Genomic DNA, 23,896 nt, shown 5'->3' with positions numbered 1-23,896 from the left:
CTTTACGCTGTCTTTGACAAATTTGCAAACGAAATGTTGGGCAATACTGTTCTATACTTGAATCAACAAGAATTTAGTATATGGAAACGAATCGATTGTCAGCGGAGATGCAGGACATTTTAATCAGTCAGATGACGAAAGAAGCAGAAGCCGCACAAATTTATTTGGCTCTGGGCGTTTGGGCCGATGATCAGGGCTACGGTGGAATTGCCAATTTTCTATATCGGCATGCGCAGGAGGAACGGAATCATATGACAAAAATCATGGGTTACATCCTCGAGCGTGGTGGCCGTCCCCGAATTCAGGCGATAGCGGCACCGCCATCAGATCCGAGCACTCTGACTGAATGTTTCCAACGTGTATTTAAACATGAGGTGGACAACACCGAAGCAATTTATCGTATTGTCAATCTGGCTATGGAACAGAAAGATTGGGCGACATGGAATTTTGCGCAATGGTTTGTCAAAGAGCAGATCGAAGAAGAGAAACTTGCTCTTGAGCTGATTGATAAATTAAAGATTGCAGGTGGAGACCGGGCTTCGGACGAATCACTGTTTGCATTGGATTCGTCCTTAGAAAGCATGCCTGACGACGTGCCTTTGGCACGCGAAGCAACAGCTAACGCCCCCAAATAATAATGGCCCCAAATAATGTCAAGGAGCTATTCTTGTATCATTTGAATGGATTGGAATAGCCCATAAAAAAGCAGGGATTCTTTTTGGATCCCTGCTTTTTTATGTTTTTTTTAATTTTTTATGCTGAGTGGGAGGTAGACGCCGAAGGTCATATTCCTTCCCATATTGTAAACCCCATAGCTCGGATCGTCCTGCGATAATCTTCCCGGGCGTAATCTGCTCAAGGCATCGTAATAGCGTTTGTTGGTTAGATTGGATGCCACTGCATATACCTTCACTTGTTGTTTTCCTACGTGTAAGGTCGTACCTATTCCAGCGTTGATCAGTGAATACGAATCTGTGGCCGTTTCAAAGGTTTCGTCAATGCGATTCTGTTTAAAATAATTGTCTAAACCTACCGATACATAGAAAGCATGTAGGCCATTGATCTTAGGTTCGAGACGTAGCGTGTTATGTAAAACACCTGCAGGGATCAATGCCAATGGCCGGTCAAAAGTCTTGTTTTGCGCATGTGTATAGGTAAACGTGTTGTCCAGGTGAACCCAGTTGAGCGGATGGAAGTTTAAACTCCCTTCAAAGCCAAAGAGATTGGCATTGACCTGGCCATAGCGATAGACATCGTAGGTCTGTTCGTTATTATCTTCATCAACGATGGTTTTGGTATCTCCTTTTTTAGCCGAAGCATAAATAAAATTATGGATATAATTTTCGTAGATGCCGATGCTGCCCGTGACGATGCTATGTCCAAATTCGAGGGTGGCATCTGCCTGGAAACTACGTTCTGCCTTTAGGTTTTCATTTCCGATTTCATAGCGGGATGTCCCTTCGTGTACACCATTGGAACCAAGTTCCGCTGGGTTAGGTGCTCTGAAAGCTGATCCTGCATTGGCTTTAAAGTTGAAATCTTCACTGAAACTATGCGTATACCCCAGCGCGCCGCTAATATTGCTGAACCTGTTTTTAAATCCCGGAAATTGTTCCTCATTATCGACAAGGAGCTGTTTACCTTTGGTATGGACGAAATCGTACCGTAATCCCATATTAAAGGTATTCTCGCCCCAGCTTTTCTTGGCATAACCAAATGCCCCCAGTTCGATCTGGTCATAAGCCGGGATCAAAAATTCAACGCCCTTATTGGTGCTATGTTCCTGACTGGCGCTGATACCAACAACATGCTGCCAACCGTTTCGTTCCGCCAGGTAATATTTAGCATCCAAAGAATAAGTATTTAAATCGAAAAAGAGGGAAGGAGTTGCCGACTCCAGTTCGCGACGTTGATTTTTTTGGTAGCCCAGATCCAGTTTTAAATTTCCCGAACCGATCACAAAATTATTGTTGAGGGCAAGCTTATAATGACGGATGTCCTGTTTTGGGAAATCCAATGTCCGGCTTTTGGAATTATTGTATAAAGGATCTCCGGGGTCGGCATCGTAAAAACCGATGTTATTTTTGAGGTAAGAGAAGTTGAGGTGTGAATATCCCCATTGTTTGTTCAAACCCAGCATTCCGCTGAAATTCGTATTATTAAAACCGCTATTGATATAGCGTCCTTCTGGTGTATTGTAGGCATGAGCATTTTGATAAGATCCACGCCCGCGCCATACAAAGCCATTTTCATTACCTGTAAGCATCAATGAATTATTGGTCAGACCATTGTTGGTCGAGTAGCTCGAAAGTAATTCACCTTTTATCTGACCGGCAGTGGGCACACTGGGTTCAAGGATATTGATGACACCACCGATGGCATCCGATCCGTACATCAGCGAAGCTGCTCCCCGCAGGACCTCTACACGGTCCGGTTGGTTCTGGTCAATCTCGATGCCATGTTCGTCTCCCCATTGTTGGCCCATTTGTTTTACACCATCATTGACGGTGACAACGCGGTTATAGCCAAGACCGCGGATGACGGGTTTGGAAATTCCCTGTCCCGTTGTAATCTGGCTTAATCCGGGTACCTGACGTGCAAGTGCGTCGATTAGGTTTGTCGCACCACCCTGCAGTTCGTCTTTGGAGACAACGGAGACAGAGGTGCTGTTTCGGCGGCTTTGTGAAGTGACAAGCGTACCTGTAACCACGACTTCATTTGTTTCGATAATACTTTCATTCAATGCAAAATCGACAGTCACATCTTCCGATGTCAGCGCTATCGTTTTGATCAGCGATTGGTAACCAATAAAACGTACTTCGACGAGATAACGTCCACTCGAAGGAAGTGATTTGAAAGCATAACGTCCCTGTTGGTCAGAAGAGGTGCTCGAGCGCAGCTGGAGCAGCGAGATCGTCGCTCCGGCGATCGGTTGATTTGTTTTTGAATCTGTCACTCGACCAGATATGGTTGCAGCAGTAGCAGAAAATAGCAGGAAATAGCAGACAAGCATGAGTATGCCGTCTTTAATTTTGAGTTTCATCTGTAAATATTTTTATGCCATGAGTAGATGGAAACCATCCCGATGATTCCATCGAATTTAAAAGCTGAACTTCATCTGTTGTGAAAATCGCCATTGGGTTCGAAGGATCCATCAGATGAATCACTTTGATTGTTGAATATGAAGAAAATTCATGATGAAAACGGCAGCACTGATCGCTAAAACTGGGAACAGGGAAAGCCGATATATCATCGCATACAGCCGCTTTTGATAAAAACAGCCATTGTTGCATATTGGATCAAAATCAACACATGGGGGGACCGCGATTGCCCGATAGCAATGCCCTGACCATCTGGTCGCCGGGTACAAAAAGACCAAATACTATTTCCCGTTCGGGAAGCAAAAATTCGCTTTGGATGAAACTAAAGAGTAGTTGCGGATGTGAATTTTGGTCGCAGATGGAGCATTTGGGATGATCTGCATGATGTTTTTTCGAATTGCAGTCCACGATACTTAATACCGACGGCTTATGGGAATGGGTATAGACAATGAACTGACCGATTAAAAAGGTCATTAAAAGCGTAAACGCTACTAATTTGTTCAATGGAATACCGCGCACCTTGTTTTTTCTAAACTGTCGTCTTTGTAGACATATAATGGGCAAATATAGGTAAAAAAATAAATAAAGCAATGATGTTGCATTTATTTGTTTGTATTGGAAGGGGAAATAAAAAAAATGTCCTTATGGATTCACATAAAGACATTTTTTAGTAGTTTATTTTTTGGATTGTACAAACTTTCCTATAATCTCATATTGATTTGCATCGAGACCTTGTACATCCTGTAATTTTACGATGCTATACAAGGAGTCGCTATAGTAATCCAGCTTTTCATTGCTATCGTACAGGGAGTTTGCAATCTTTTTATCGATATGGATATGTTTGACCTTTTCGTTGTTGCGATCAAATTCGATCCTGAGTTTTTGTATCTGCAATTCTTCCTTTTTAGCGGTAAACTCTGTCACACAATCTACAGCTTTGACATCATAGAGGGCAGGATCGAAGTTTTTACTGATATCTGCCGACTGAAAAGCTGAAAGTTCATTTTTCCAGTTTGCGATTTTAATTTCACGTTGTTCTTTTTCGCCGTCTTTATTGACAGATTTTAATACCGAAGGATTGAGCTGCTGCAGGCGTTGCGCTTCGGCACTGAAGAAAGAGTCTACTGAAAAGATATCCGTCGTCTTTTTAGCTTTCTGTTGACCCGAGGGGGAGCTACAGCTCCAAAAAAGCAGCGCACTTCCCACCAGTAGTGGAAGTGCGCTGCTTAATTTTTTATATAGATTCTTATTCTGATACCAATACATTTCCTGTCATTTCAAGAGGGATATCTACGCCCAAAAGTTTAAGGACGGTTGGAGCGATATCTCCCAATTTACCATCTGCTATTTTTTTGTAATGATCATCTATCAAGATGCATGGAACCAAATTCGTTGTATGTGCTGTATTTGGTGAGCCATCCTCATTGACCATAAATTCTGAATTGCCGTGGTCAGCCAGGATGATAAATGAATAACCATTTTTCAATCCAGTTTCCACCACTGTTTTTGTGCATTGATCCACCGTTTCTACTGCTTTTACAACAGCCTCAAATACGCCGGTATGGCCTACCATGTCCGGATTGGCAAAGTTAAGGCAGATAAAGTCAGGCTGAAGGGTTTCCATATCATTGACGATGGCTTCGGTGATTCCGCTGGCAGACATTTCAGGTTGGAGGTCGTAAGTGGCTACTTTCGGTGAAGGTACCAAAAGACGGTTTTCACCTTCGAATTGTTGTTCACGGCCACCGGAGAAGAAGAATGTCACGTGTGGATATTTTTCTGTTTCAGCGATACGGGTCTGTGTTTTCTTGTTAGCTTCCAAAACTTCACCAAGTGTATTGGTCAGGTTATCTTTTTGGAAGACAACGCGTACGTTTTGGAACGTTTCATCATAGGCAGTCATGGTGACATAATACAGGTTTAATGGCACCAGATCATACTCAGGGAACGCTTTTTGTGTTAGTGCAATCGTGATTTCACGACCACGGTCTGTTCTGAAATTGTAACAGAAGACCACGTCACCGTCCTGGATTGTTGCTACTGCGGTACCATCTGTATTCACCAATGAGATGGGTTTAACGAACTCGTCGGTTACACCGGCATCGTAAGATTTTTGGATGGAGGCAACCAAGTCATTGGATTTTTCGCCTTCGGCTTTCACCAATAGGTCGTAAGCCAGCTTAACGCGTTCCCATCTGTTATCACGGTCCATCGCATAATATCTACCGATGGCAGAAGCGAAGGTGCCTGAGGTTGTATTTAGATATTCTTGTAGATCTTTGACATAGCCGATCCCGGAATTGGGGTCTGTATCACGACCGTCAAGGAATGCGTGGATAAATACCTGGTCACTGTTTAGTCCGGCATGTTTTGCGGCGTCACAAAGACCTTTCAGGTGTTTGGTATGCGCATGCACGCCACCATCGGAAAGCAAACCGATAAAGTGTACTTTTTTATTGTTTTCAAGCGCGTATTTAAATGCGTCCTGGATAACGATATCTGTATTGAATACGCCGTCATTTACGGCCTTGTGGATACGTCCTAGTTCCTGGTAGACAATTCTTCCGGCGCCAAGATTCATGTGACCGACCTCTGAATTTCCCATCTGTCCGTCGGGAAGGCCCACGGCTTCACCGGAAGCTTCCAGACTTGAATTTGGGTATGTGTCCAATAAATGATCTAAAAATGGGGTATTTGCAGCTTCAACTGCATTTGATTTATCATGTTTTCCGTACCCTAGTCCGTCTAGGATCATGAGTGCAACTTTTTTCTTATTCATCGTATAACAAAGATAACCTTAATTTTAGAATCTATCAATGCATCTTTAAAATCTTCCCTTGTTTATATCTAATAATTTTATAGGTTTGTGGCATAGTTTATGTTCGGTGTAAACTATGCTACCTAATAATTGATACATCTATTGTGGAAACTGTTCTATTTTATTCTGAGCTATATGAAACTTTTTAGCTATTGCGTATTTATATTTGTCTATAGTCTTTTTATACACACTGACGCCTCAGGGCATAATTCGAAAGATTTTAATGACTTAGCGCAGCCTGCTTTACAGGTCGAGGAGTTGTCTTTGGGAAGTATTTCCGAAGAACTTAAAACCTATTTAAGGGAGGGGAACGCAAAGAATATAGCTAAATATTTTGGATCCAATCTAACCTTGTCCATTTTGGGTGAAAACGGGGTGTATACCAAGTACCAGTCCGAGATTATGCTAGCTACATTTTTTAATCAACATAAACCCAAAACAGTCAAACTGACCCAGGCCAGCAATGCGAATAATGGTTATCAATACTACACCTTTTCACTGGCTACCGAACAGGCAAACTACCGCGTATTTATTAAGATCGGAGCTGGATCCAATAATCAGTCCATCGAGGAACTTCGGGTCGATAAAAGTTAAGCCAGACACTATTTTTTTTATCATTCTATTTTCCGATTAAAAAATTATTCCACATCTTAGCCCAATAAATTGTATTTATGGAGAAGGAAATCAAGGACTATTTGGCGCAATTTGTAAAACAATCAGTCGCGGAGGATGTTGGGGATGGCGATCATACCTCATTATCCACGATTGCGGCAGGAGCGCAGGGCGAAGCGAAACTGATCGTGAAAGACGATGGCGTTTTGGCGGGTGTTGAAGTTGCTCAGGCGATCATCAGCTACATCGATGAGACCTTAGCCTGTGACGTGTTTATTCAAGATGGGAGCCAGGTAAAAGTTGGTGATATAGCCTTTTTTGTGCGCGGGAATATTCGGAGTATTTTGTTGGCAGAGCGTTTGGTGTTGAATGTGATGCAACGTATGAGTGGCATTGCGACGACAACCCGAAAATATGTAGACCTGTTGAAAGGTACAGGTACCCAAGTATTGGATACCCGTAAGACGACACCTTTACTCCGTGTATTGGAAAAGGAAGCAGTCAAAATTGGCGGGGGCACCAATCACCGTTTTGGTTTATTCGACATGATCCTGATCAAGGACAACCATGTGGATTATAGTGGCGGAATTGTACCTGCATTGACACGTGCAAACGACTATCGAAAGAAATTAAATAAACCGATAGAAATAGAAATTGAGGTCCGAAATTTTGCGGAACTTGACGAAGTTCTTAACTTTGGCGAAGTGGACCGAATCATGTTGGATAATTTTTCACCTGTGGATGTGGCCGAAGCTGTTAAAATTATCGGTCATCGATTTAAGACAGAAGCCTCTGGAGGAATAACATTTGAAACCATTCGGGCCTATGCAGAGGCTGGAGTAGACTATATCTCGGTGGGCGCTTTGACACACAGTGTCAAGAGTTTGGATCTTAGTTTGAAGGCCAAATTATTATAAGAACTGATTTAATTTAATGATATCGATTTATTTAGTAATTGCAGTATTACTAGCTTATTTGTTTGGTTCTATACCTACAGCAGTTTGGTTGGGTCAGGCATTTTATGGCGTAGATGTGCGTGAGTATGGGAGTGGTAATGCTGGAGCGACTAACACCTTTCGCGTATTAGGGCCGCGTGCAGGTTCCATCGTGATGTTTGTGGATATATTTAAGGGGTGGACGGCGACAAATCTTGCTTACCTGATTGAGCTGGGGCAGAATACCAGTGATGTTCAGTTCGTTAATTTTCAGTTGGCACTGGGGGTGATTGCTGTGATCGGGCACCTATTTCCAGTGTTTGCAGGCTTTCGGGGAGGAAAAGGGGTGGCAACATTGTGCGGGATGATCCTTGCAATACATACACCTGCGGCTTTGGTCTGTGTGTCCGTATTTATCATTATCCTATTGACCACCCATTATGTGTCTTTAAGTTCGATATCTGCCGGATTTGCCTTTCCGTTTAGTTTGGCATTTATTTTTAAGACCACGATTCCTTCAGTATTACTTTATGGTATCGCGATCTGTATACTCTTGTTAATTACCCATCAAAAGAATATTGAGCGTCTGCTAAAGGGACATGAATCCAAGATTTATCTGTTCAAGAAAAAATCGAAAGAAAAAGAATAGGCACAATAATTGTATCCTGTAAAACGGATTTTAATAGAATATTATGAAAGGCATATTTAAGTATTCGGCTATGGTTTTGGCCTGTGTTGCGCTAGCATCGGGGATGTCAGGTTGTGCAACTTCAGCGGTTACTGGAAAGAAATATTTGAAATTGGTCAGTGCTGACCAGGTGAATCAGCAGGCAGCATTAGCTTATAAAGATTTTTTATCGAAAAATAGTGCAAAGGTGATTACCGGTACAGCCGATGCGGCGATGGTGAAACGTGTGGGTAACCGATTGGCAACAGCGGTCAACCAATATCTGCAAAGCAAGGGTATAGCCAATAAATATAATTTCAACTGGGAATTTAACTTGGTGAAGAGCGACGATGTGAATGCTTGGTGTATGCCGGGCGGTAAAGTTGCCGTTTATACAGGAATATTACAGGTAACGCGTACGGAAGCAGGTATGGCGACAGTCATGGGGCATGAAATTGCCCATGCGATTGAAGAGCATTCCGTGGCTCAGGCATCCAACCAGATGGCTTTACAAATGGGCGGTCAGATCTTGGGATCAGCAGCGGGGATGACGGGTAGCAGTTCACTAGGTATTTTTAACAACCTATATGGCTTGGGTGGCAGCTTGGCACAGTTGAAATTCTCACGAAGTGATGAGTCTTCTGCCGATCAAGCAGGTCTGATTATTATGGCATTGGCCGGTTACGATCCGAATGAAGCCATTGGATTTTGGAAGCGTATGGCATCGGGCAGTCAAAAAGGGCAACCTGAATTTTTGAGCACCCACCCGAGTGATGCCCGTCGTATTGCGGATATTGAAAAACAGATTCCAAATGCAATGCGGTATTACAAAAAGTAGAGATGTAACTAAGATTACAAGCATAGTCTATACGCTTGATATCGAATAATAAAAAACGGGAGTGTCCAATCTTTTTGGACACTCCCGTTTTTATTCATTTTTTTAGAATCCCTCTTATCGTTTATTTTTGGTTATTCGACACTAAACCTTTTTTGAGAGACCATTTCTTTGGGTTATTTTGAAAACCTAAAATTAGAAAAGTAATAAACGATATCTGCCGGTGGACTGAATGTCCCTCCGGGTTCACCACCAATGTTAATCACGATGACCCTGTTGTGTTTGTCTTTTGCCGAAGACAGATCAATGGTTATATCCTTCCATTTTGTTAGGTCGCCATCCAGAATTTGGTTGGCATTTCTGTCCATATCCCAGTATTCCTGACCAAAAGTACTTTCACCGGAAAAAGCCCACATGTAGTTCATAAATCTTGGCCACAATTTTTGAAAAGCGCTGTAATTACCTGTAAACTTAGATTTGTCGGGTGCATAGACCTTAAATTTGAGATACTTATAGGTAGCGATATTAAACCGATATTCCTTAGGAAGCGTAAATACAAAAGAAGAACTCGCGGCCTTTAGTGTTATTTTCATCGGATTCACAATATCTGTTCCTGCAGGAGCGTCCACCGCCGGATTGACAATATCCGTTGCCCAGTTATTGTCCTGAATCTTTCCGTCTAGGAAGAAATTCATCGGAATCAAACTTTCATCCGGAGGTGTCACCCATTCGACAATGTTTTTGCCATCATAGCGTTTCAGTAGCTCATCTATTCCTAACGAATTGGGGATATATTTAATTTTTTTGATTGTCCCTAGGTCCAGGAGATCCAACATCGCTTGGGCATTAGCATCTGATATCGCAGATACGTGGCGTATGAATGGCTGAAACTTGCCACCGCCTATCGTTTTGACCACGCCATTTCTGTTGTAGTCAAGCGTTTTAACATTAAATAAGTCACCACCGGTCAGGTCCAATTCTGTTACATTGGAAAAATAGAATAAATCCTGTAAGCTATTGGTGTGGATTGGAAAAGTCAATTTCTTAACCGCCGCCGCAACATTCGCATTGAAGGTTGTGATTCCGTTTGTGACCAGGACATCCCTTTCTGTTGGATTGAAGGTCGTCTCTCCGGTAGGCAAGGTAATATCGAGCGTCTGAGTATAGGTGATGGAGTCTACTATTTCCTGTCCGCCGACTTTCGGAATCACATTATAGGATAGTTTCATCGACACCGTTGATCCGGGATTGAGGTTTGCCGCAAATATACGCGGTGAGGCCCCTCGGGTTCCTGTAATTACTTTTCCGGTTTTATCTTTGTATTCAAAAGAAAGGCTTTTATAAGTCAATAAGATTGATGACAGCGAACTTGTCCAGTCGATGACTATCGCATTTGGCGAGGTCATAATCCGCGGTGAGGCGATGACCAGGTTTTTTATATCACTTTCGGTAAATGGAATCACAGCAATTTGCTGTGGCACCGACTTATTCTCAAATTCGTCTATGGTATAGACTTTGAAACGGTATAATTTAGACTGCTTGAGTTCTTTGATATTTAACCAGGAAACCAATGAATCAATGATGATTTTCTGATTGTCATATTCAACAATCGTTTTTTTGGATTTTCCCATCCGGATCTGATTCGAGGGAATCCGTCCTGCCTTTATCAGATCAATTTCGACCCGTTCATAGCCGATTTTGGCAGTGATGGTATCGTAGCGTTGCGGATACACAGTTTCCTCCGCGTAGGGTTTTATATTATCGTACATTTTCTTGCAGGAAAAGCTAAAAGCCATTAACGTCAAGACAACTAAAAACCCAGCTATTTTTCTGAACTTATTTTTTGTTTTCATACTTTATGTCTTTATTGTTCCTATTTAATTGCTTTTGCGTCCGTAGAGCGTGATTTCGGAAAGACAGTTCGCATCATCTAAGGTATAGTCAGATGTAAAACCCTTTACTGCTTCATACCTGAACCATCTTGTCTTCTTTGTATACTTTGGATTGTCGGGATACATATAGGCCATGTCACCGGCTTCGCCTTTTTTCACATATTCTAGTTCGCTGAGCCCGAACGGCACAGGAATGAAGTGCTCCGATACCAGCTCCCAATCCTGTCTAGCGTCGTCCCAGATATACATTTTGTATCTTCCGACATTTTCGCTCCGATAATACTGACCTCTGGAGATATTGGCTAATCCTCCAGAATGCCGTTGTACGGTAATAATGCGGCTCAGTTCATAATGGGCACCCAGGTCGATGATAAAGTTCCACGGCATATTGCCATCAGCCGTTTTTCCGGTTCGTCCCCGTCCGTGCGTATGCATGAAGTTGAGGTTGTCACCACGGTCTATGATATCGTCTATCACATAGCGTGAGCGCCCTTCCAACCCGTCACCGAATGCCATCGGGACACCACCAATGAGATCAGCCGTTTTAGGTAATACCCAGTCTTTTTTCGGTATTTTCGTATCTTCGAGGAGGGATATATTCCCTTTGTCTATTGTTGCCGTGGTATTTCCATAGCTGTCTTCGACACGAACTTTCACACTTACTTTTTCTGTCGACGGGAGCACCAGGTCGTTGATAAACCTGCGGTCGGTCGGTAGATTGGACGAAAAGACCGAGGTCAGACTGCGAGGCGTACCATTTTGATTAAAAGTAAAGTCGACATAAACATTGACATCCTGTTTGAGCTCATTTTCCCAGTCCAGGAAGAAGGAACTGAAGCCTGGTTTTACCTGTATGGAACTGGCCACCCGGGTAAATGCAGGTTCCAGCGACTGTACTTTTACATCCAGCGGTTCTGACCTGTTACCGGTACGGTCTACGGCATACAGTTTTATGGTGTATTCATCGGTGCTGGGCAGCCCATACACATCCAGGGAATCCACAAAATAAGATGCCGAAAAGGTGAAAGACTTCCCTTTGGGGTTGGTATAAACGGCTTCGATGCTGATGAGATCTTCATCTTTTGGTATATTATAAAAAAAGCGTGCTCCACCGTATAAAGGGGTATACTTGCGCAGTTCTATCTTTCCGGGCGGCGTACCATCGTCCGCAGCCGGAGAAAATCGTTCAGTCTCTTTACAGGCAAAGAAAAGCAAAAGGAAACTGAATGCGATATATGGGAGATTTAATTTGATCATGTTTGTCTTAATTAATTGTTACAATAAAAATTTAGCATTACCAGCCCGGATTTTGAATAAGTTTACCATTTGTATTCATCTCGTTGAGATCAATCGGCCATAGGCAGTCCCGAATGGTGAATCGTCTTTCCTGTTTTACATCAAGGACAAAGAACGAGGTTCCCGAGGTACCTGTATGGTTCCATCCCCATATTGGCATTGAGAATGCGGATGTTGCCCGTTTGTGGCGCATCATGTCCCAGAAATGGATGCCTTCAAATGCAAACTCAATACTGCGCTCCTGCAGAATAATGTCCCGAAGTCCCTCTTTCGAGCGATGTTTGTTGACAGTCTTGGCGAGTGATGCATCAGACCAGGCTTTTTCCACAGAGGGGATTCCAGCGCGCTCGCGAATACGATCCAAGAGCGTATATACCTCCTGTGAGGGGCCTGAATATTCATTTAGCGCTTCCGCTTTCATCAGATACAGGTCTGCCATTCGGATAATGGGATAGGGGAATTTAATCGTACGCTGCCAAGCACCGGACTGTGACTCTGGGTGCACCATTTTTTGTGTGCCAATACCAGTGGCAAAAAAATCAGTGGTATGCTGCGATGAATTGTAGCCGCCATGTGAATTTCCATAAAACATGGTATTTATGCGGACGGTATGTGACCGCCAATAGCCAGCTGTAATGCCTAAGTTGGCGTAAAACCGAGGTTCTCTGTTCATATATAATTTGATGGTTTCGGTATTGGGCTGCATATAGCCGTTCCATTGCGTATAGCTGCTTTCACTGGATGCTGGTGTCTTTATGATTTCATATTTGTTGCTGAAATCATAGGTCAGATCCTCATCAATGGGTAATCCATTTTCGGTGTAGTAACGTTCAGCCATTTGATAGGTGGCACCCATCCATTGCCAAGAATAAGAGGGTTCGTTCACGACCCCATCACCATAGCCTTCAGGCAAGCGGATATTGGAGGAATGAGCCAATTCACCTTGGTCATAGTAATTGAGGTTTGAATTTCCCCAAACTAGTTCTTTATTCCATGGATCTACAATAAGCATGCGTAGGTCATACAATGTTTGCATTCTTTCGGGATTGGCCGTGAACGCGGGACGGTCGTAAATAAAAGGCTCCTTGGCAAAATGATAGAGTCCCAGTCCATTTGCTTCGCACAACGTAATCGATTCGTTAAGCGCATCAATAGCTGCTTTCCATTTCTCTTTATCTTCGGCTTGTGGAAAAAAAGGCTGGCCATCACTGTCCATAAAATCACCAAAGTATTCGCGGTTACCATTGAAAAATGGACTTGCTCTGAACACAAGCACCCTAGCTTTGATTGCTTTGGCTGCCACTTGGTCGATCTGTCCAAGGTTGTTGGACGATACACGTTCGGTCAGATTCGGAATAGCCTCATTCATTAAGTTGAGTACATAATTAAAGCAGTCTTCCACTTTGGAACGACTCAAAAACAATTCCTCTGGTGTGGATGTAGGTGATGCTAGGCCGGTAGGTAGGACAATAGGTCCATAGCGCTGAATCAGTAAAAAAGCAAAATAGCCCTTCAGAAATTTGACTTGGGCCTTCCATTCCGCTTTCTCCCCTTCGGTCATATCACGAACTTTGTCAATATTTGCCAGAAAGACCTCACATTGGCGTATGCCCTGATAGAGCGGTTTGCCACCTTCAGTACCAGACCAAAGACCCAATTGAGGTGAGGTCTGTGATTGTAATCCCCGCATAATACGGATTGCCCGTAGGTTGCCTGTATTCGTATTTAGATCTAGCCGGCCAAGCCATTCGTCTCCCAGCGACCAGGACGTGACATGTGTCTGATCATCATTGGGCAGGTAGCTGTATACTTTTGCCAGTGCGTTGTATGCTTCAACTTTGATGTTGAATATATCTTCTAATTTTAGGGTATTGTCAGGTACCACATCGAGGTACTTGGAGCAAGACCCCAAAAAGAATGCTGTTGCAATTGCGATATATTTTATTGTTTTCATGTGTAAGTCCGTTATGCGTTAAAATGATAATTGAATACCAACATTAAACCGTCGGTTTGGCGGATAGCCGAGTCCATTTCGTCCCGATTCCGGATCCCAGAGTTTGAATGGGCTGAATACAGCCAGATTTTCGCCACTGATATAGATCCGGCTGCCTTTGCCAAAGCCAAAGCGTTCTAAATTTCGCGGGCTATAACCGATTTCAAGCGATTTGAGACGGATAAAGGAACCATCGCGCAGCCACCAGGAAGATTGTTGTGTATTATTATTAATGGGATCAGTAGACAAACGAGGCCAGAATGCATGGGTATTTGGGCTAGTTTCGCTCCAGTAGTCTTCGGCGATAATAGCCAATGCATTTCTACGGAAAGCAAACGGAGCTATTCCATAAGATCCGGTACTTGGGTTGGATTCAGCCGTGGAGTTAATAAAGAAAGAGACATTTTTATTCCCCTGAAAGAAAAAGGAAAAATCAAAAGCTTTATAACCCGCAGACATACCGAAACCGTATTGGATCTCCGGAACAGTAGGGTATCCCATTGGGATCCTGTCGTTATCATTGATAATTCCGTCACCATTGATATCCTTGTATTTGATATCACCTGCCATGTATTCACCGAAATCCTGTTTGGGTGAATTATCTATTTCATACTGATCGACAAATAGTCTCTCGGCAAGTAGCCCCCATTCTTGCCTCAAATTGTGTCCTAGTTTCTTTAGATAGGAATCTGCATAATTTTTCTCGTCCAGTGCAAGATATTTGTTGGTTGCATAGGTGAAATTGGCCCGGGCCGAAAGCCAGAGATCCGATCCGAAGAATTTTTGATAGGTCAGCGAACCATCAAATCCCTGCGAACTGACTTTACCCACATTACCACTGATTGCCGCCTCCAAACCGGCAGATGCAGGGAAGTTTTCCCGTCGCATGTAAATTTTGCTCCGTACATCTTTAAAAAAGTCACCTTGCAATTTGAGTGACTCATTAAAGAAATTGGCTTCTATACCAACATTCCATTTTTCAGACTCTTCCCAGGTGATATCTGGATTAGCGTAGCGGTTTACATTAAATCCATTATAAGCATTCATAAAATCGGTTCCCCAACGATACATGGCATTACCACCCCTTGAAATATCCGATAGGTAAAAGAAACGATCTTTCCGCTCGGCAATGGCGTCGTTTCCGACACGTCCCCAGGTACCACGTAGTTTTAATGTACTGACGACAGATTTAAGTGATTCAAAAAAGTGTTCGCTCGAGACCATCCAGCCTCCACCCAAAGAAGGGAAGAAACCGAAACGTTTTTGCCCCATGAATTTTTCCGAACCATTTAAACCATAAGCAAATTCCGCGAAGTATTTATTGTCGAAATCATAGGTCAGACGCCCTGAGTTCCCCATATTACGTTCGGGTAAGGTTTCGTAAATGGAGTTGCTATTGCCGGATGTTAGTAATTTTTCCTCAATCATACCTACGGTCATGGCGCCTAAGTTGTGATGACCAAAACTACGGTTCCAGTTAAGCCGGGCTTCGAAATAATAATTGGAGCTGGCATCCCTTTTGGGATCGACATCGCCCAACGTAGCTCGACCTGTTGTGGGGTTGAGTGCATAGAGACTGTATTCGCCAGTAATCTGGTTGTAATTTTCCAGATCGTAATAAAAAGGATCATAGCTTCTGGTGCCGGCATATTTGCTCCATGTTGTTACCGAAGCTCGACCTTGGAGTTTTAGACCTGGAGTCAAAAATGCCAGGTCCTGCATCAGCGTAGCCTGCGCCGTGATGGTATTTTCATTACGGTCCTCATAGCCCCTTACCATTTCCGCATAGGGATTGTTTTTGAGTGATCCTGTTACAAAAGTATTTCCAAATAACGTGTGTTGAGTAAATTCGTTTTTGGCATCAGGAGAAAACACCGCCGGAAAATCAACGGGATTACTGTTCATTACCATCCGGAAGATATCGCTTGCCGATCTGAAAGGACCGTTATAACGTTCAAACCGACCTTGGATCCGAGTATCTAAGGTGGTGGTTTTTGTCAATTTGAAGATCACATTTGACCGGATGAAAAAACGGTTGATATTGATGTTGTTATTGAAATTATTTCGATCATCTACTTTAAGCAATCCAGACTCCTTATCAAAACCACCTGATACATAATATGTGGCCACTTGTCCACCACCGCTAAGATTGACATTGGCCTTTGTATTGACAGTATAGTTTTTGAGTAGGGTGTTGTACCAGTCGATGTTAGGGAAGATCATGGGATTTTCATTATCTATTGTCGACTGTATTTTCTGCTGAGAGTAATAAGGACCAAGAATGGGATCTCGGGTCATGCGCGCCTCATTATAGAGTTTCATGTATTCAATACCATCAACCATTTTAATCATTCGGGTAGGTGATGCGGTATTGACATCTACACGGGCATTCAATCCTACAGGACCTTCTCTTCCCGCTTTGGTGGTGACCATGATAATACCATTAGCGCCACGGGCTCCATAGAGTACGGTTGCTGAGGCGTCTTTTAATATTGAAAAGCTTTCTATATCATCTGGCTGCATTCGGGCGAGATTGTCTGTAGTCGATTCAAAGCCGTCAATCAGTATCAAGGGAGAAGCCTGATAGCCGAAAGTTGTTACCCCACGGACAAAGAACTGGGCATTATCTGCGCCCGGTTCGCCTGAATTCTGAAAGGAAATCACACCGGGTATGCGCCCTGCGAAGGCACTGGTGAGGTTGGTTGCCGGAATTTTTAAATCCGAGGCTTTCACCGTTGTAATGGCACCGACTACCGTTGCTTTCTTCTGTGTTCCGAAGGCGACGACGGTGACTTCATCAAGACTCTTTCCATCATCATACATTAATACTTCGATAATGTTCTGTGGACCGATGACACGAGTTTCATCTTTCTTTCCAACAAACTTAAAGACTAGGCTGTCGCCCACAATACCAGAAAGTTGAAACTCTCCATTCGTATTGGATTTTGTTACCGGAACTTTGTTTTTGAGGATGGTAACACCTTCAATTTTCTCTCCATTTGACGCATCTTTCACAATACCGGTAAGCTGCTTTTGAGCAAAAGACAGCATTGGTAAGGTAAAGAGCAATAGGAAAAGAAACAGTTTTTCTTTTCGTTTTTGCATAATTGTTAGGTAATTAGATAAATAAATTGGTTGATTTACGCTAGGAAGAAGATGCGTGATGTGCTGATCAATTCTTCCTTTTTAAAGACAAGGGGCCCCCAAGACAGGAGTTGCCATAAAAAATAAAAATGGTTAAGTGGTGTTTTAAATAATTTGGTTACTTCTTCTTTATTCAGGGGTTCGGTACAGCCCAGACTGTCTGTTTTAGCAAGCTCCCTAATTAGCTAAAGCAGGTTACAATGGTAAATAATTCTCTATTTTTTGCATAAAGGTTAGGTTTTGGGTTATACAAATTGGTTATTTTCAAACTGAAAGCTTAAGAACTGTCGATCTTATTTTTCCTTTCACTATTGCTATAACGATTTAAATCAGATTTTGTTTGGAAAAAATAAAATAAATAGAAAATATTTTTGTTGTTAGCAGTTTAGTTTTTTGCAGTTTAATTATTTGTTGGTTGTTCTTTTTGGTCTGACCAATAATTGCTTGATTAGAGGAGGGGAGTTTCTAAAAAAACATGTCGAAAACAATTTGTTTCTCTGATCGTATCGTTAGGATTGATGTAAATAGGATAAGAAAGGAGAGGCCATTGATAGACAACGGAATAGTGGAACTATTCCGTTGCTAGTCTGTCTCTGATCTATACGGCAGCTATCGCATCAGAGATACCCATGACGATGCCGAGAATAAGGCCCAGAAAATTAAATGCGATCGTGATAATGACGATGATTCCGATGAATTTATAATGTTTTTTTAGGGCATCGAGGCAGAGTTCAAGCTGAATGCTATCGCGGTTTTCTATTGCTTTTCGTGCTTTGGATCCGAAATTATACAAATAATAAATTGGGAGGCAGGAGAAAGCCAGGAACAGGAGATAGAGCACCCCGAAGGTGGATATTGTACCGGCCGAGACATATTCGCCCTGACCGAGGGATAAAGCACTCGCGCCAAAGATCAGGCTAATCATGGTGATGGCCGATATTCCGATAAAAATAAAACAGACAATAGCCAAAAAATTGGCCCATTTAGCTGCTGAAGCTAAGAAAGCGAGCCCTGCTGGAGACAGTTTAATGTCAGCGGGTTCGTGAAAAGAAGAATTTTGAATACCGACTTCCATGAAAAAGAGAATTATAAAGGTGTGCGAATTTCTAAAAAGTTATCCATTTTTTAAAACAGATTTTTATTAGAAAACTAGTTCGCAGGGACAATAGTTTACTGTTTTAATACAAATCCTAGGTTAGTAGCGTCATTGCTACAAAAAAACGAGTTGATTAATAAAATGCTCGGTTGACAGAAAGTTAGTGAATTTTTTTTAAAAAGCTTTCTTTATGATTGGAAGAATGTTGTTACAAATAGGATGGTTTGATGCGGTGTGGAAAACTATTTTGTTTGGATTTAATTCTTTGTTAATGGCAGTTTAAAAGGTGTTATAACGTTTTTTTTATTTAAAAATTGTGTTAGAAAGCAGGAATTTGCCGGTAAATGTTAGGAAATGAATGTGCTGTAGTGTGTTAAGTTTATATTAAGTCCTTTGTTATTTGAAATCTCTTAGTAATTTTGCTTAACATTTTTTAACAAATCACATTATATGAAAAGATCTTTACTCTTTTTCGCTCTTGTAATGGCCAGTTATGGTGCTGTACAAGCTCAGGTCACAACAAGTAGCGTTACAGGTATTGTAAAAGAAGCAAATGGCAGTCTAACTTCAGGAGCTACAATCAAGGCAACGCACGTGCCCTCGGGAACGGTTTATTCGGGATCGGCAAATGCTGCTGGACGGTTTAACTTGGCAAACATGCGTGTTGGGGGACCTTACAAAATTGAAGTGACCTATGTTGGACAACAGCCTATCGTTTACGAAGATGTTTACTTACAATTGGGTGAACCGTTTGTTTTAAACCCAGTTTTTGGAGATAATGCAGCGACTAATCTTGAGGAAGTCCTAGTAACTCGCGGAGCTGCTTTAAAAAGTGAAAAAAATGGTGCATCTACGATTGTTGGACGTCGCCAGATTGAAAATTTACCTTCTATCACACGTAGTGTAAACGATTTGACACGTTTGACACCTCAAGCCAATGGAACTTCAATAGGTGGCGGTAACTTTAGATCAAATAACTTTACGTTGGATGGAGCGAACTTCAATAATCAATTCGGTATTGGTAGCAACGTTCCTGCTGATGGGTCGCCAATTTCTATAGATGCGATTGAACAAATTTCAGTTAATGTGACTCCATATGATGTACGTCAGTCTGGATTTACAGGAGCAGCAATTAATGCAGTTACGCGTTCAGGACGAAACGAATTCTTTGGTTCTGCCTTTTATACGGGACGTTCAGATAAGCAACAAGGAACGAGAATCGGCGACGTATTAACGCCCGTTAACCAATTATCAGTGAAACAATACGGAGTAAGTTTGGGAGGGCCTATTGTAAAAGATAAGGTCTTTTTCTTCGTCAATTTGGAGCAAAACAAAACAGAACAACCTGGGCCGGTTAAAATAGCTTCAAAGGGGGATGAATTTGGTAAACCGGGTACACCTAATTTTGTTGCCAGACCGAATGAAGACTTTATGAATGAGGTGTCGACATTTTTAAAAGAAAAATATGGCTATGATCCAGGACCTTACCAGGGTTATTCTAATAAAAGCAATAACGATAAAATCTTTGCACGTATAGATTGGAACATTGCCGAAAACCATAAAATTAACTTTAGATACAACCAGGTTAAAGCAAAATCACCATCCGAAATAAGTAATTCCTACACAAACTCAGGTGTTTCGGGTTTAAGCCGTACGGGAAGTAATGCCTTACATTTCTCAAACTCAAATTATTTCCAGGAAACGAACTTGTTTTCCGGGACAATGGAATATACTGGTAAACTTGGTAACGTAAATACCTCTGCACGGATATCTTATGTCAATCAAGACGAGCCGCGTTCTGTTAATGGTGGTGAATTCCCACTGGTAGATATCAAAAGAGGAGACAATGTAGTCACTACTTTTGGTTATGAACCATTCTCCTATGGAAACTTGCGGTCAGTGAAAACTTGGACAGCAAATTTGGATGGAAACTACACATACGAGAATCATGATTTTACATTCGGTGGTCAATTTGAAACTAGCGATGTAAAAAACGGTTTCCAACGTTTTGGGGCAGGATATTACTTGTTCAATTCATGGGAGGATTTTAAAGAGGGAAAAAAAGCAATTAATTATGCGTTAACATATCCGTTAACACCTGATGGATCCCAAGCTTTTCCTAGATTTAAGTTTAATCAGATCTCTTTATATATTCAAGATCAGTTTACAGTCAATGATAAATTGAAATTGACTGGAGGCTTACGCTTAGAATTGCCAGGGTATCCAGGTGTAAGCGAAATTAGAGAACATCCACTCATTTCTGCGATGACATTTGCAAATGGTTTGAAAGTAAATACAGGTGTATTACCAAAAACTAAGGTAATGTTATCGCCTCGATTTGGGTTCAATTATGACGTGAAGGGTGACCGTTCTTTGATGCTTCGAGGTGGAACAGGAATTTTTACCGGCCGTATTCCATTTGTATGGATCGTATCGCAATCTGGTGATTCAGGAATGCTACAGGCATTGGTTAATTCCCCTGCAGATGGAAGCGCAATTCCAGATTTCAGCCCAGATATTCGTGCGAACTATCCTAAAACGATTGCCGATCCTACAAAATCGATCTCAACGACAAGTGTTTCTGTCATGGATCCGAATTTGAAATTCCCGTCCACTTGGAAGTCAAGTTTAGCAGTTGATTACAAATTGCCATTCGGAGTTGTTGGTACTTTGGAAGCCATTTACAATAAGGATATCAATGCGGCCGTTGCAAGAAATATCAATTTAGCTGACCCAACACAAATGAGTATTTCTGGTTATGGAGATAATCGTTTCATATATGCTGATGCTAATAAAGATAAGTACATTAATAAAGTGGACAAAGGTCAACCTTCTACTACTGGAACAGGTGCATTTTCTGCAATCCAAATGTCTAATGCTAAAGGTGGACACTATTGGTCTGTAACTGCTCAGTTAGCGAAAGCTTTTGAAGATGGTTTCTCGGCAAGTTTAGCCTATACAAGAAGCGGTGCTAAAAACTATGGTGATGGAGCTGGTAGCCAGATCGCAAATTTATGGTCACTACCTTACCAGTCTATCGGTAATTCAAATGACCCTACACTAGGTTACACAGATAATGTTTTACCAGATCGCTTGGTAGGATCGGTATCCTATACGAATAAATGGATTAAAAACCTAAATACCTCAGTTACTTTATTTTATTCAGGTTCTTCAATGGGTCGGGTATCTTATGGTTATTCTGCTGACTTTAACCGTGATGGACAAAATAACGACTTGATTTATGTTCCTAAAGATGCATCTGAAATCAAATTTGTAGATATCACAGCGACACCGGGTTCAATTTATGGTGGAAAAGGTTATACAGCAAAAGAGCAATCAGATATTTTCTTTGCAATGATTGACGGTGATGATTATCTTAAATCAAGAAAAGGACAGTATGCTGAGCGTAATGGTGGAATTATGCCTTGGAGACATCAGTTTGATTTGAGATTTACACAAGAATTATTCAATGGAATTGGTGGTAAGAAAAATTCATTGGAGTTTTTCTGGGATGTGTTTAATATTGGTAACTTATTTAATTCTGATTGGGGGGTGTTCAAAACTAGTAACAATCAATTGTTGATTCCAACAAATATGGTTAGCACAAAAACTACTCCGGCATTGGATGTACAAGGTAATGTGAAACCAGAATTTAGATTAAATGGTGCCAATGGTGATGTAATCAGAGAAACTACTCGTGTAAATCAGACGATTACTTCAACATATTATATGCAATTTGGTGTGAAATTTAAGTTTAACTAAAATTTTTGGAATATAATTTTTTTGAAGAGGTTGTCTCAAAAAGACAGCCTCTTTTTTATATTATTTCATTATGTTTAATTTGGTTCAATTAACTGATTTTCATATATTTAAAGTGTAAAAAAAGATATATGTCATCTCAAAGACCTACTTTTAAGCCTTACTATCAGGACCAGATTATGGCAATTCCTCCAACTTTGGACGAATTGGTCTCCAAAGGACATCCGGTACGTATTGTTAACGATGTGATCAACCGTATCAACATACAGGGTCTTTTGGATGCCTACAAGATAAAAGGCTGTTCCAGTTATCATCCGCAAATGCTGTTGAAGGTTCTGGTGTTTGGCTATGTAAGCAATGTCTACAGCAGTCGGAAACTGGAAACAGCCTGCCGGGAGAACATCAACTTCATGTGGCTGAGCGGCATGAGCTACCCCGATCATAATACTATCAACAGATTTCGTGGTGTCCGCTTAAAGGAAGCACTTCGCAGTGTATTTGAAGAAGTTGTTAAGCTCCTGGCCGAAGAAGGGTTGTTAAGCATAGAAGATGTCTACACCGATGGCACCAAGATAGAGGCTAATGCAAACAGATACACTTTCGTTTGGAAAAAAGCTATCCATACCAATAAGGAAAAGATGAAAGCTGCTTTAAAAGATATATGGGACTACGCCCAAAGTATCGCCAAGTCGGAGGACAACCTTCCGGATCCTCCCGATCTGACGACAATTGACAGCGAAAAAGTCCGGGCTACGGTCGATAAGCTGAACAGGGTCTTATCCGACAAAGCTTCGGTAAATAAGAAGATGAAAGCAAAGTTGCGTTATGTAACCAAAAACTATCCGGAGAAGATCGCACAATATGAAGAGCAGGAAGCTACCCTGGGAGACAGAAACAGTTATAGCAAAACAGATCCCGATGCCACCTTTATGCGGATGAAAGAGGATCATATGAAAAATGGCCAGCTCAGACCAGGATATAATATCCAGATATCCACGTCCAATCAATACATTGTCAATTATACCATACATTCCAATCCCACAGATACCAGAACATTATCCGGTCATTTGCAACAACATGAGGACAGCTTTGGAAAAACACCGGGAACCCTTACCGCGGATGCCGGTTATGGCAGTGAAGAAAACTATGCATTACTGGCAGCAAAAAATATTGAGGGCTATGTGAAATATGGTATGTTTGACAAAGGGCAGAAAAAGAGCTGTCGGGATAAGAAACCATTTTCTGCAGATAAATTACATTATAATCCTTCACAGGATTGCTATATCTGTCCAATGGGACAGGAAATGCATTGTATAGGTACATTTAACCAAAAGACCTCCGCAGGCTTCCGGCAGGAAATCAAAAAGTATCAGGCAAAAAACTGCACAAACTGCCCGTTGAATGGCGCCTGTCACAAATCACAGGGAAATAGGATCATCGGGGTGAATAAGCAACTTGAGATGTACAGGGACAGGGCATACGAATTGCTCAACAGCGATGTAGGTGTAGCCAAACGAAAACAGAGGTGCCATGATGTCGAACCTGTCTTTGCAAACATTAAACAGAACCATGGGTTCCGAAGATTTATGCTCCGGGGTAAAGAAAAAGTGTCCATAGAATGGGGATTATTGGCAATAGCGCAAAATCTAAGAAAAAAAGCGGCCTAAAAAGCTACTTTTTGTTCATTTTTCTCTTTCATATGAGTCTTTTTCCAAAATAACCAACAAACAACACACAGATCTATCTCA

Annotated in this window: 17 protein-coding genes; 7 read left to right on the top strand and 10 right to left on the bottom strand. The window is 41.8% G+C overall.

The window, feature by feature from the left end; genetic code table 11:
• The first annotated feature begins 80 nt into the window (after positions 1 to 80).
• Positions 81 to 635: a ferritin gene (locus DCO56_RS28330; protein WP_108637036.1), complete on the top strand. Its 555-nt coding sequence runs from the start codon at positions 81 to 83 to the stop codon at positions 633 to 635.
• A gap of 110 nt (positions 636 to 745) precedes the next feature.
• Here the strand turns inward: DCO56_RS28330 and DCO56_RS28325 are convergent, their stop codons facing one another.
• From DCO56_RS28325 to gpmI, 5 genes are all read right to left on the bottom strand, one after another.
• Positions 746 to 3,043 (bottom strand): TonB-dependent receptor, encoded by a 2,298-nt coding sequence (locus tag DCO56_RS28325; protein WP_108637035.1) that lies wholly within the window; start codon positions 3,041 to 3,043, stop codon positions 746 to 748.
• Positions 3,027 to 3,293 (bottom strand): hypothetical protein, encoded by a 267-nt coding sequence (locus DCO56_RS28320; protein ID WP_108637034.1) that lies wholly within the window; start codon positions 3,291 to 3,293, stop codon positions 3,027 to 3,029. Before DCO56_RS28320 ends, DCO56_RS28325 begins: the two co-directional genes overlap by 17 nt.
• Positions 3,294 to 3,305: 12 nt before the next feature.
• Positions 3,306 to 3,620: a hypothetical protein gene (locus DCO56_RS29680; RefSeq protein WP_146191161.1), complete on the bottom strand. Its 315-nt coding sequence runs from the start codon at positions 3,618 to 3,620 to the stop codon at positions 3,306 to 3,308.
• A gap of 156 nt (positions 3,621 to 3,776) precedes the next feature.
• Positions 3,777 to 4,367: a hypothetical protein gene (locus tag DCO56_RS28315; RefSeq protein WP_108637033.1), complete on the bottom strand. Its 591-nt coding sequence runs from the start codon at positions 4,365 to 4,367 to the stop codon at positions 3,777 to 3,779.
• A complete protein-coding gene (gpmI, locus tag DCO56_RS28310; RefSeq protein WP_108637032.1) occupies positions 4,348 to 5,880 on the bottom strand; it encodes a 2,3-bisphosphoglycerate-independent phosphoglycerate mutase in 1,533 nt (510 codons plus the stop codon). Before gpmI ends, DCO56_RS28315 begins: the two co-directional genes overlap by 20 nt.
• Positions 5,881 to 6,054: 174 nt before the next feature.
• On the opposite strand from gpmI, the gene DCO56_RS28305 reads away from it, so the two are divergent.
• The 4 genes from DCO56_RS28305 (at position 6,055) to DCO56_RS28290 (ending at position 8,971) form a co-directional block, all read left to right on the top strand.
• On the top strand, positions 6,055 to 6,513 hold the full coding sequence (locus tag DCO56_RS28305; protein WP_108637031.1) for a DUF4783 domain-containing protein: 459 nt from the start codon (positions 6,055 to 6,057) through the stop codon (positions 6,511 to 6,513).
• A gap of 77 nt (positions 6,514 to 6,590) precedes the next feature.
• The gene (gene nadC / locus DCO56_RS28300) at positions 6,591 to 7,448 is read left to right on the top strand and encodes a carboxylating nicotinate-nucleotide diphosphorylase (RefSeq protein ID WP_108637030.1); all 858 of its coding nucleotides are present in this window, start codon (positions 6,591 to 6,593) and stop codon (positions 7,446 to 7,448) included.
• Between the two features lie 16 nt (positions 7,449 to 7,464).
• On the top strand, positions 7,465 to 8,115 hold the full coding sequence (gene plsY / locus DCO56_RS28295; RefSeq protein WP_108637029.1) for a glycerol-3-phosphate 1-O-acyltransferase PlsY: 651 nt from the start codon (positions 7,465 to 7,467) through the stop codon (positions 8,113 to 8,115).
• Positions 8,116 to 8,158: 43 nt separating this feature from the next.
• Positions 8,159 to 8,971 (top strand): M48 family metallopeptidase, encoded by an 813-nt coding sequence (locus DCO56_RS28290; protein ID WP_108637028.1) that lies wholly within the window; start codon positions 8,159 to 8,161, stop codon positions 8,969 to 8,971.
• 173 nt (positions 8,972 to 9,144) lie between these two features.
• On the opposite strand, the gene DCO56_RS28285 is transcribed toward DCO56_RS28290, so the two are convergent.
• The 5 genes from DCO56_RS28285 to DCO56_RS28265 all read right to left on the bottom strand — a co-directional run bounded on the left by DCO56_RS28285 (position 9,145) and on the right by DCO56_RS28265 (position 18,368).
• Complete coding sequence (locus tag DCO56_RS28285) at positions 9,145 to 10,821, bottom strand: DUF4998 domain-containing protein (RefSeq protein WP_219929472.1); 1,677 nt, start codon at positions 10,819 to 10,821, stop codon at positions 9,145 to 9,147.
• A 24-nt stretch (positions 10,822 to 10,845) separates the two neighbouring features.
• Positions 10,846 to 12,117 carry a DUF4959 domain-containing protein gene (locus DCO56_RS28280; RefSeq protein ID WP_108637027.1) on the bottom strand — a complete coding sequence of 424 codons (1,272 nt, stop codon included), beginning with the start codon at positions 12,115 to 12,117 and terminating at the stop codon, positions 10,846 to 10,848.
• 37 nt (positions 12,118 to 12,154) lie between these two features.
• On the bottom strand, positions 12,155 to 14,110 hold the full coding sequence (locus DCO56_RS28275; protein ID WP_108637026.1) for a RagB/SusD family nutrient uptake outer membrane protein: 1,956 nt from the start codon (positions 14,108 to 14,110) through the stop codon (positions 12,155 to 12,157).
• 18 nt (positions 14,111 to 14,128) lie between these two features.
• Entirely contained in the window at positions 14,129 to 17,254 is a 3,126-nt protein-coding gene (locus DCO56_RS28270) for a SusC/RagA family TonB-linked outer membrane protein (RefSeq protein WP_108637025.1), read from the bottom strand.
• A gap of 637 nt (positions 17,255 to 17,891) precedes the next feature.
• Positions 17,892 to 18,368: a hypothetical protein gene (locus DCO56_RS28265; protein ID WP_108637024.1), complete on the bottom strand. Its 477-nt coding sequence runs from the start codon at positions 18,366 to 18,368 to the stop codon at positions 17,892 to 17,894.
• Positions 18,369 to 18,839: 471 nt separating this feature from the next.
• Between DCO56_RS28265 and DCO56_RS28260 the strand changes: the two genes are divergently transcribed.
• Complete coding sequence (locus tag DCO56_RS28260) at positions 18,840 to 22,151, top strand: TonB-dependent receptor (protein ID WP_108637023.1); 3,312 nt, start codon at positions 18,840 to 18,842, stop codon at positions 22,149 to 22,151.
• A 128-nt stretch (positions 22,152 to 22,279) separates the two neighbouring features.
• On the top strand, positions 22,280 to 23,815 hold the full coding sequence (locus DCO56_RS28255) for an IS1182 family transposase (RefSeq protein WP_108634802.1): 1,536 nt from the start codon (positions 22,280 to 22,282) through the stop codon (positions 23,813 to 23,815).
• Positions 23,816 to 23,896: the final 81 nt, after the last annotated feature.

It is taken from the genome of Sphingobacterium athyrii, assembly GCF_003071065.1.
GTDB classification, from domain to species: domain Bacteria; phylum Bacteroidota; class Bacteroidia; order Sphingobacteriales; family Sphingobacteriaceae; genus Sphingobacterium; species Sphingobacterium athyrii.
Note: the sequence above shows the minus strand (reverse complement) of the source record. Positions and strands in the feature narration are given on the sequence as shown.